We start from the raw sequence: 3,226 nt of genomic DNA, 5'->3' as shown, positions 1-3,226 counted from the left end.
TAACAAACATTTTTTCTTTTTTTTCAAGGATAATAATTGATGACATAACATTGGCATTAGGAAACCATTTTTTGTTACCTGATATAATTATGCTTTGAACATCATAATAACTTACAAGTAATTTATAAAATTCTTTTCCTGCCTCTGTACCTAACCAAGAGTTTGAGGTTATAACTCCTATTCGACCTTTTTCATCTAAAATTTTATTCAAATAGGTAATAATATAAAAATAAAAATCAGATCGACGACTGAATTTTATTTGACCTTCACTATTTTCATTAACTTCTTCTTCAATATCATTAATATATTCTCTTTCATTTTCTTCAATAATTGATGATGGTACAAATGGAAGATTAGACAGGATATTAGTAAATTTAGGTAACTTATATTCTAATTCTTCACCATCGGAAGGTGAAGTTAATGTTATCGACATATCACTGTTTAATTCAAATACATTGCTAGTAAATATTTTATTTATTAAGTTCATTGATGTATTTGTAGTGATAGTCATGTTAGCTATCTGCAAGGGAAAAGCCATTTTATCTGAAGCCCAAGTTTTTTCATGAACTTCTTTCTCTGATATACCACTATTTATTTTCATATTCATCAATTCTTTTGGAATTATACCTGTTCCACAACATGGATCAATATCTTCTCCTTCTAGGTTTATTACTGTAGAATGTAACAATAATAAAACTAATTTTTTGGGAGTAGTAAACTGACCAATTACTTCTCTTTTATACTGTGACACCGAGTTTTCTAACATTTTTTGCATTAGTTCATGATCAAGTATTTTGTCATTTAAAAAAGAATTAAAGTCTATCAAATTTTCCCAAATAGTAGCTGGCAATATTTCATTATATTTCTGAGATGAAAATATAGTATAAAAATCGCTAGTTTTTGTTATTCTCTGAAATATATCATTGACTTCTCTTGGCTTAATATCAGAATCAATGTTTTTTATATTTAAAGCTTCAGTATGCGTAACTGAAATAATATTTCCAAATGTAAAACGAATTATCCAATTTAATAAAATGTTTTTAGAATAAGCTGTATATTTATTTGTTTCATCTTTCATGTATTCTTCTTTAGTATTGTTCCACCATCTAGTGATATCAATATCTATTAACCGATTAGATTTCGCCTTGTCTTGTAAGTGTTCAGCTAAATAATTTTTATTTTCTTCAATTAAATATGTAACTATATAATTAGATACTTCAACTAAACTTCTATTTTCTATTACTCCATTTTGATAAAAAGAAGATAAATCATTTAGAAAAACTTTTAAAAAATTTTTCCATAAATCTTGTTTACTCCTAACATCATCACGTGAACTAATAGTATTTAAATCATTCCATTGATTTTCAATAACCCATTCTTTTCCTTTTTTTACATAAAGTACCACATTCTTAAAGTTCCAAAGAACTGTACTATTAAGCCCAAGTTTATCTGCTTTATCTTGGGCATCATTTATGTATTCTTGATTATGGATTGGTACATCAGGTAACTTAATTTCCCAACCTTGTAAAAGATTGTTCTTATTCTTATCAGAGTACAACAACACATCAGGAAACATAACTTTTCGATCCTTTTCTTCAGAATCTCTATGATTGTTTATTGTTGTCTCTCCTCCGGCTGTACCTATATTTAGGTTAACTTGAGAAAGATAAGCATTTATCTCTGATATAAGCTCGATAGCCCAACTTCTTTCATTTTCTACTAATCTAACCATAATTTATTTTCCTCCCAGTACATTGTATTTAAGTAAGTATTCTTTATTAATAGAATTGGTACCTAATGAATTAAAAGCTTCCAAAACCCTTGCTTTAGAAACATCAACGTAACTAACTATATCGTTTTTAAATCTATTACTGTCTTCATCTTTATCAATACCTATAAAATTCCGTCCTTCAATAACTGCTGACACTAAAAACGAACCACTTCCACAAGTATTATCTAGCATTACATCCCCTGGATTACTGTACGTTCTTATTAAATATCTGCCTAGCTCAACGGGTTTCTGGGTAGGATGATAAACTTTCCCTTCTGATTCCGCAGTTTTAAAATATACTATATCTGTAGGATAACGTGAACCATTACTTTTAACTTCAGCTGGTTGAAAATCACCATAACTCCCTGTTAATTGATCTTTTCTTATCCCTTTGTTATAAGCTTTCCCCTTAGACATTTGAGGATTGTACGTAGCTTGTTTTTTATAAAAAACACATATTTCTTCATATTTACGTAAAGGTTGTCTCTTAGCATTTAAAAAATTTGTTGATTTTGATTTTTCCCAAACTATTTTATATTTGAATATTTTAGGATTACTTAGCATTAATTGGGCTGTAAACATTCCACTTGAAGTAAGTAATATAGCTCCATTCGGTTTGATAATACGTTCATACTGCTCCCATAATAATTCCAAAGAAATTATACTATCCCAATCATTTTGAGTATGTCCATAAGGTAAATCACATAAAATTAAATCAATTGATTCATCTTCAAGTAATTTCATCTTTTCTATACTATCACCTTTTATAACATCGTTTATAAAATCTTTATTCATTGTATTATCTTTATATTCTTTGTTTTCTTTTTCTATCATTATAAAATACCTCCAAAAAATTCTACTCCATCTTTTATTTCCAAAATTTCCACCATTGTTTAGATTCTTTTTTTTCTTCAAGTTCTAATTTCAACATATCAATTTCCCTATTCGAAATCAGAGTTAATTGCTGTTGCTGATCTAAAAGTTTCTCTAAATTCGATTTTGACTTGTTGGCTTCTTTCAGTTGGTCTTGAAGCACTTTAATAAGTTTATCATTACTATCTTTATAATTTTTTTCTGCTGTACGTTGCTGTTCGTTTGTTGTACGTTCTGTACTACTATGCTGTACAGTTGCTGTACAGTCATGCTCACTAACTTCTAAATTAAATTCTTTTGCTAACTTTAAAAAAGCTTGGCGATCATACTCTAATGGCTGATTTTCATAAGTTCTTGTATGTTCATTAATCGCCTCTATATCAAGCTTTTCAAGTCTTCTTCTTATTTTTTGTCTAGATTGATCCAATTCCTTACACATTTTTTTTATAGTATAAACATTGTCCTTCATATGACACCTCACTTGTGTTTATTATATCACAAGTTATTGTACCGTTCGCTGTACATTATGTTGTACGCTGTTGTACATTGCTGTACACTCTACTAAATATATTTATAAACTGT

At 28.5% G+C, this 3,226-nt stretch carries 3 protein-coding genes; all 3 read right to left on the bottom strand.

Annotated elements, in window-relative coordinates:
• Nucleotides 1-1,732: N-6 DNA methylase (locus ACTHW2_RS12255; RefSeq protein ID WP_442264197.1), on the bottom strand; the 1,732-nt coding region annotated here is incomplete at its 3' end.
• Nucleotides 1,733-1,735: 3 nt separating this feature from the next.
• Nucleotides 1,736-2,605: a DNA-methyltransferase gene (locus ACTHW2_RS12250; RefSeq protein WP_442264196.1), complete on the bottom strand. Its 870-nt coding sequence runs from the start codon at nt 2,603-2,605 to the stop codon at nt 1,736-1,738.
• Between the two features lie 34 nt (nt 2,606-2,639).
• Nucleotides 2,640-3,113 (bottom strand): DUF536 domain-containing protein, encoded by a 474-nt coding sequence (locus ACTHW2_RS12245; protein WP_442264195.1) that lies wholly within the window; start codon nt 3,111-3,113, stop codon nt 2,640-2,642.
• Between the last annotated feature and the right edge of the window lie 113 nt (nt 3,114-3,226).

The organism is Tissierella sp., from assembly GCF_052089545.1.
In the GTDB taxonomy this organism is placed as follows: Bacteria; Bacillota; Clostridia; order Tissierellales; family Tissierellaceae; genus Tissierella_A.
This window is presented reverse-complemented; position numbering and strand designations above follow the sequence as displayed.